The organism is Nocardia barduliensis (genome assembly GCF_013315795.1).
In the GTDB taxonomy this organism is placed as follows: domain Bacteria; phylum Actinomycetota; class Actinomycetes; order Mycobacteriales; family Mycobacteriaceae; genus Nocardia; species Nocardia barduliensis.
Map to the genome: position 1 here is coordinate 21,138 of NZ_JABLTE010000099.1, position 6,904 is coordinate 28,041.

The window sequence follows — 6,904 nt, forward strand, 5'->3', positions numbered from 1 at the left end:
GGCACCTGATCGAGCCAGGCGTTGCCATGCTGCATGATTCCCTGATGCGCAGGCGATTTCCGTCGCCCGAATCGACCGGCCGGGCGAGCAATCGTTCAGATATGCCGAGTTACTCTGCCGGACAACGATATTCCTGAGAATTCCGCGATCGCGGCATCGCTCATCGAGCAGGGCACCGAGAGCGCGGCGCACCCGTTGTGACGCCGGGTCGGCCGGCCGAGCACCGACATGGCGAATCACACATCGTTCAGCGCGCTGGTGAATCCGTCGACGAGTTCGGCGACCTGGTCGTCGGTCATGACGAGCGCCGGGGAGACCTGCATGGCGCCTTGGCCCGCGGCGCGACCGGAGATGCCGTGCGCGCGCAACGTCTTGACCAGCGCGGGTCCTTCAGCGGCATCGGCGAGCTGGATCGCCGCGACGGCGCCGAGCCCGCTGCGCACCTCGGCGACCCTGGGATGCGCGGTGAGCACCGCCAGCCGCTCGTGCAGGCTGGACTCCAAGCGCAGAGCCGCGTCGAGCAGGTTCTCGCGCTCGATGATGTCCAGGTTCGCCAGTGCGGCGGCCGCCGCGCCCGCGTGGCCGCCGTAGGTGTAGCCGTGGCGCCACCACACGCCGCCGGCGAAGAACGGCTCCGCGACATGCGGCGCGGCGAAGACCGCGCCCATCGGGAGATAGCCGGATGTCAATCCCTTCGCGGTGGTCATCAGGTCGGGTTCGAGCGCGAAACGCGACGACGCGAACCAGGCTCCCCCGATACGGCCGAAACCGGTCACCACCTCATCGGCGACAAACAGGATGTCGTGGTCGCGGCAGATGCGCCGCACCTCGGCGAGGTAACCCTCCGGCGGCGGATACACACCGCCCGCGCCGATCACGGGTTCACAGAAGAACGCGGCGATCCGCTCCGCGCCGACCTCCTCGATCAGGGCGAGCAGGGCTTTCGGGTCGTCCCACTCGACGGTCCGCGCTGCGGGCATCAGCTCGCCGTAGCCCTCGCGGTTGCCCGGGATGCCCGCCAGCGCCGTACCCGCCACGTGCATGCCGTGATAGGCCATCCGCCGTCCGACCACGATCGTCTTGTCCGGCCGCCCCAGCTCGTGCCAGTAGCGGCGGGCGAGCTTGGTCGCGGTGTCGACGGAGTCCGAGCCGCCCGAGGTGAAGAAGATCTTGCTGCCCGGCACCGGAGCGAGGCCGGAGAGCCGCTCGGCCAGCTCCTGGGTTGCCGGTTCGGTGATGTCGCCGAAATTGGAGTAGTGCGCGATCCTGCGCAACTGTGCGGCCACCGCGTCGGCGATCTCCCCGCGGCCGTGGCCGACGTTGGCGAACCACAGGCCCGCGGTCGCGTCCAGGTAGCGATTGCCCGCCCGGTCGAAAACGTAGGCGCCTTCGCCGCGAGCGACCACGAACGCGCCGTCGCGCTCGACGGCGCCCATATCGGCGAAGCCGTGCCACAGGGCGTTCATATCTCCACCTTTACCGCATCCCGATCCGCGCCGCCCGGGCGAGCACACGGCCTCCAGCTTCCACCCCGCTACCGGCCATGGCGCCCGGCGCGAAAAATCCGCTGGCGGATTTCGCTAGGCTGGTCGATGCAATGACCAGGACAGCCGCCACCGACTCCCGTGAACTTCGCACCCGTCTGGCGAATCTTTCCCTTCGCGACGAACACCGGCTGCGGCGCAAGCTCGACAAAGCGCGCGGCGGTGACCTGGGCGAGGTCGAAGCCGAGATCGCGGCAGCCGAACTGCGGGTCGAGGCGCGGCGCGCCGCCGTGCCGGAGATTCGCTACCCGGAGCAACTCCCGGTCACCGCCCGCCGCGCGGACATCGCCGCGGCCATCGCCGAGCATCAGGTGGTGATCGTCGCCGGCGAGACCGGCTCGGGCAAGACCACCCAGATTCCCAAGATCTGCCTGGAACTGGGCCGCGGCATCCGCGGCACCATCGGGCACACCCAGCCGCGCAGGCTGGCCGCGCGCACCGTGGCCGAGCGCATCGCCGAAGAACTGGGCACCGAACTCGGCGACGTCGTCGGGTACACGGTGCGGTTCACCGACCACGCCGCCGAGCACACCCTGGTCAAGCTGATGACCGACGGCATCCTGCTCGCCGAGATCCAGCGCGACCGGCTGCTGCGCCGCTACGACACGATCATCATCGACGAGGCGCACGAACGCAGCCTCAACATCGACTTCCTGCTCGGCTACCTCAAACAGCTGCTCCCCCGCAGGCCCGACCTCAAGGTGATCATCACCTCGGCGACCATCGATCCCGAGCTGTTCGCCCGGCATTTCGCGGACGCGGCGGGCACTCCCGCACCGATCGTCGAAGTATCCGGCCGCTCCTACCCGGTGGAGATCCGCTATCGGCCGCTCGCGCTGGAGTTGCCCGGCGCCGCCGCGGACGAAGACGACGAGGACACCCGCATCGTCGACCGCGATCCGGTGGACGCGATCGGTGACGCCGTGACCGAGTTGTTCGAGGCGGGCGACGGCGACGTACTGGTGTTCCTGTCCGGCGAACGCGAGATCCGCGACACCGCCGACGCCCTGCGCGACCTGAAGCTGCCGCGCACCGAGATCCTGCCGCTGTACGCCCGGCTGTCCACCGCCGAGCAGCACCGCGTGTTCGCCCCGCACGCCGGGCGCCGGGTGGTGCTGGCGACGAACGTCGCGGAGACCTCGCTCACGGTGCCCGGCATCCGGTACGTTGTCGACCCGGGCACGGCACGGATCTCGCGCTATTCCCTGCGCACCAAGGTGCAGCGGTTGCCGATCGAACCGGTGTCCCAGGCATCGGCGCGGCAGCGGTCCGGCCGGTGCGGTCGCGTCGCCGACGGCATCTGCATCCGGCTGTACTCCGAGGACGATTTCGAATCCCGGCCCGCTTTCACCGAACCGGAGATCCTGCGCACCAACCTGGCCGCGGTCATCCTGCAGATGACCGCGCTCGGGCTCGGTGACATCGAGAACTTCCCCTTCGTCGAGGCGCCGGATCGCCGCGCCATCCGCGACGGCGTCGCGCTCCTCGAAGAGCTGGGCGCTCTCGCGCGGCGCGACGGCAGATCCACCACCGCGGCCGACGGCGACAGCGACGCCGGGCTCTCGCTGACACCGATCGGACGGGAGATGGCCCAGCTGCCGGTCGATCCCCGGATGGCGCGGATGCTGGTGGCGGCGCACCGTAACGGCTGCCTGGCGGAGGTGCTGGTGATCGTCGCGGCGCTGTCGATCCAGGATGTCCGGGAGCGGCCCGCCGACCAGCAGCAGGCCGCCGACACCAAGCACGCGCGCTTCACGGTCGAAGGCTCCGACTTCCTGGCCTACCTGCGACTATGGGAATACCTCGGCGATCAGCGCAAGTCGTTGTCGTCCAATCAATTCCGGCGGCTGTGCCGGGAGGAATTCCTGCACTATCTGCGGATCAGGGAATGGCAGGACCTGCACGGTCAACTGCGCACGATCACCAAGGGCCTCGGCTGGTCGGTGCGAGCGGAGGACCCGGCCGACGGCGCGCGCCCGAGCCGAGCCGACGCCGAGACGCCCGAGCGCAAGTCCGGCCGCAGGCCCCGCCGAAACAGCCCGGCGCGTCGCCGAGGCGACAAGCCGTCCTCCGCCGAAGGCGACCGGTCCGCCGTCGCGGGGGCAGCCGCGGACGACGGAGTGCCCTGGGATTCCACCGCCATCCACCAGGCACTGCTGGCGGGCATGCTGTCGCACATCGGGGTCAGGGAGGCCGAATCCCGGGAATTCCTCGGCGCCCGCAACGCCAAGTTCATGATCTTCCCCGGATCGTCCCTGGCGAAGAAGCCGCCGCGGTGGGTGATGGCCGCCGAGCTGGTCGAGACCTCGCGGCTGTGGGGCCGGATGGCCGCGAAGATCGAGCCGGAATGGGCCGAACGACTCGCGGGCGACCTGGTCAAACGCATCTACTCCGAACCGCACTGGTCGGCCAAGCGGGGCGCGGCGCGCGCCTACGAGCGGGTCACGTTGTACGGGATTCCGCTGGTCACCGGCAGGGCGGTGGACTACGGCCGGATCGATCCCGAATTGTCGCGCGAGCTGTTCATCCGGCACGCCCTGGTACAGGGCGAGTGGCAGACCCGGCACGAGTTCTTCCACCGCAATCGCGCACTGCTCGAGGACGTCGCGGACCTGGAGCACCGCGCCCGCCGCCGGGACATCCTGGTCGACGACGAGGTGCTGTTCGAGTTCTACGACAAGCGCCTGCCCGCCGACATCGTCTCGGTGCGGCACTTCGACAGCTGGTGGCGCTCGGCCCGGCGAGCGGATCCCGGGCTGCTGGAGTTCTCCACCTCCACCGTGGTCAACGAAGGCGCGGCCGCGCTGGACCCGGCGGCCTTCCCCGACTCCTGGCGCCAGGGCGAGCTCAGTTTCCCGCTCTCCTACCAGTTCGAGCCCGGCACCGAGGAGGACGGCGTCACCGTACGGATCCCGGTGGAACAGCTCGCCCATGTCCGCGCCGTCGGCTTCGACTGGCTGGTGCCAGGCATGCGCGACGAGCTGGCCGCCGCGTTGATCAAGACCTTGCCGAAGACGTTGCGCCGCAGCGTGGTTCCCGCTCCCGACTTCGCGGCCGCCGCACTCGCGGCGCTCACCCCGCGTGCGGAGCCGCTGCGCGCCGGACTGGCGCGCGAGCTGTCGCGGCTGGGTTCGGTCTCGATCGCTCCCACCGATTTCGACCTCTCCGCGCTGCCCGATCACCTGCGCATGACCTTCGCCGCCGTCGGCGCGGACGGCGCGACGCTCGCGCGCGGCAAGAGCCTCGCCGCGCTGAAAACCCAGCTCGCCGAGCAGGTTTCCGCCTCCGTGGCCCGGGCCACCGCCGGGGCGGAACGCCCACCGGCCACGGTGTGGACCTCCGAATCGCTCGGCACCATCGCGCCGACGGTGCGGCGCGAAGTGGCCGGGCAGACCGTCACCGGCTACCCCGCGCTCGTCGCCGAGGGCGACGGTGTGGCGGTCCGGGTGCTCAGCTCCCCCGCGGAGCAGGCCGCCGCGATGCGCCTCGGCACCAGGGCGCTGCTGCTGCACGCGCTGCCCGCGTCGGCCCGTAGCGCCACCGCGGGTCTGGCCCCCACGGAGCGCCTGGCCCTGAGCCAGAATCCGTACGGCTCGCTGGAGGCGCTGCTCGACGACTGCCGCGCGGCGGCCGCCGACGAGTTGCTCGCCGCCGCGGGCGGTCCGGTGCACGACCCGGCCGAGTTCGACGCGCTCGTCGCCCGGATCCGCCCGGATTTCGCCTCCGCCGTCGCGCGGTACGTCCGCCTGGTCGTGCCGGTTCTCGCCGGCGCCCATCGGGTCTCCGCGGCGCTCGCGCGAACCAGCGAGCGCGACATCGCCGAGGACGTCCGCCATCAGCTCGACAACCTGGTATTCCGGGGCTTCGTGTCCGAGACGGGCGCGGCCAGGCTGCGCGAGCTGCCCCGCTACCTCCAAGCGGCGGTGGCGCGGCTCGAGGCGCTTCCCGGCTCGGCCGTGCGCGATCGGCAGGGCATGGCCGAACTCGATCGGGTGCTCGCCGCCTACGACCGCTTCGTCGAGTCGTTGCCCGCGAACCGCAGACATGCGCCCGCCGTCACCGAGATCTGGTGGATGATCGAGGAATTGCGCGTCAGCCTGTTCGCACAGAAGCTCGGCACCCCGTTCCCGGTGTCCGCCAAGCGAATCGAGAAGGCGATCGCGGCGGCCCGGCGCTGAGTCACTCCGCGGCCGACAGCGCTTCGGCGCGCGCCCGGCGCATCTCGTCGATCTCGCGTTCGAAATCCTCGGCCGAGGTGAACGACCGGTAGACCGAGGCGAACCGCAGATAGGCCACCTCGTCCAGGTCGCGCAGCGGGCCCAGGATGGCCAGGCCCACCTCGTGACTGGGCACCTCGGGAGAACCCTTGGCGCGCACCGCGTCCTCCACCTGCTGCGCGAGCAGGTTCAGCGCGTCGTCGTCGACTTCCCGGCCTTGGCAGGCCCGCCGCACGCCGCGGATGACCTTCTCGCGGCTGAACGGCTCGGTGACGCCGCTGCGCTTCACCACCGACAGGATGGCGGTCTCCACCGTGGTGAACCGCCGCCCACACTGCGGGCACGCGCGGCGGCGGCGGATGGCCGCGCCTTCGTCGGCCTCGCGCGAGTCCACCACCCGGGAGTCGGGGTGTCGGCAGAACGGGCAATGCATCCGGGAAATCCTTCGTCGATGCGCGTGCTCGCGTCCGGACCTGGCGCCGATGGGGCGATCGGTCCGACGAGCCCGTGTACAGAGGTCTATACCCCCGCACCAGACAGACCCCGTGCGACACGCGGAATGCCTGCATAACACTTCGAGGATACCCGTCCGGGTGCCCGGATCGTCGCACTCACCCTGTAACCGACCCGGCTGCCTCATCCGGTGACTTGCCAGTGCGCGGACAGGTCCGCCAAGAGGTCCGGCAAACGGGCGGCCAGGCGACCGCGGGCGAGCTTGCCCCCAGAACGCCTCGCCGAGGACAGCGGCGGCCAGCACCGGATCGGTCTCCAGATCCGATGTGGCGGGGCACCAGGTCACCGGTGATGTAGTTCCATCGCGTTTCACGATCGGCCCAGTCGAAGGCGGGCAGCGCGAGGCTGCGGCTGCTCACCTCGGTCGCGTATCGGCGGGGCGCCACCGAATCGGATCGTGCCTGGCGCACCGCTTCCGCGAGGTCCGCTTCGTTCAGCGGCAGCAGTGGGTTGAGCCCGCCCGCCCCGGCACCGTCACCATTGAGGGACGGCAGATCGAGATACGCCGCGTAGGCCGGTTCCGCATGGGCGGTGGCCGCTGCGCCTGAATATCTTCGGCCACCCGCGGTGGCCGGATTCCTTTCCGCTCAGCGCGGATGGCTACCTTCCGGCGCACCCGGACCGTCCACC

General features: G+C 70.6%; 3 protein-coding genes. 1 reads left to right on the forward strand and 2 read right to left on the reverse strand.

The features are described 5' to 3' along the window. Nucleotides 1–236: 236 nt before the first annotated feature. Nucleotides 237–1,466, reverse strand: a complete 1,230-nt coding sequence (locus HOV91_RS30780) for an aminotransferase family protein (RefSeq protein WP_174188818.1) — start codon at nucleotides 1,464–1,466, stop codon at nucleotides 237–239. A gap of 131 nt (nucleotides 1,467–1,597) precedes the next feature. On the opposite strand from HOV91_RS30780, the gene hrpA reads away from it, so the two are divergent. Next, a complete protein-coding gene (hrpA, locus tag HOV91_RS30785) occupies nucleotides 1,598–5,722 on the forward strand; it encodes an ATP-dependent RNA helicase HrpA (RefSeq protein ID WP_174188819.1) in 4,125 nt (1,374 codons plus the stop codon). Nucleotide 5,723: 1 nt separating this feature from the next. On the opposite strand, the gene nrdR is transcribed toward hrpA, so the two are convergent. After that, nucleotides 5,724–6,194, reverse strand: coding sequence for a transcriptional regulator NrdR (nrdR, locus tag HOV91_RS30790; RefSeq protein WP_174188820.1), 471 nt, complete (start codon nucleotides 6,192–6,194; stop codon nucleotides 5,724–5,726). Between the last annotated feature and the right edge of the window lie 710 nt (nucleotides 6,195–6,904).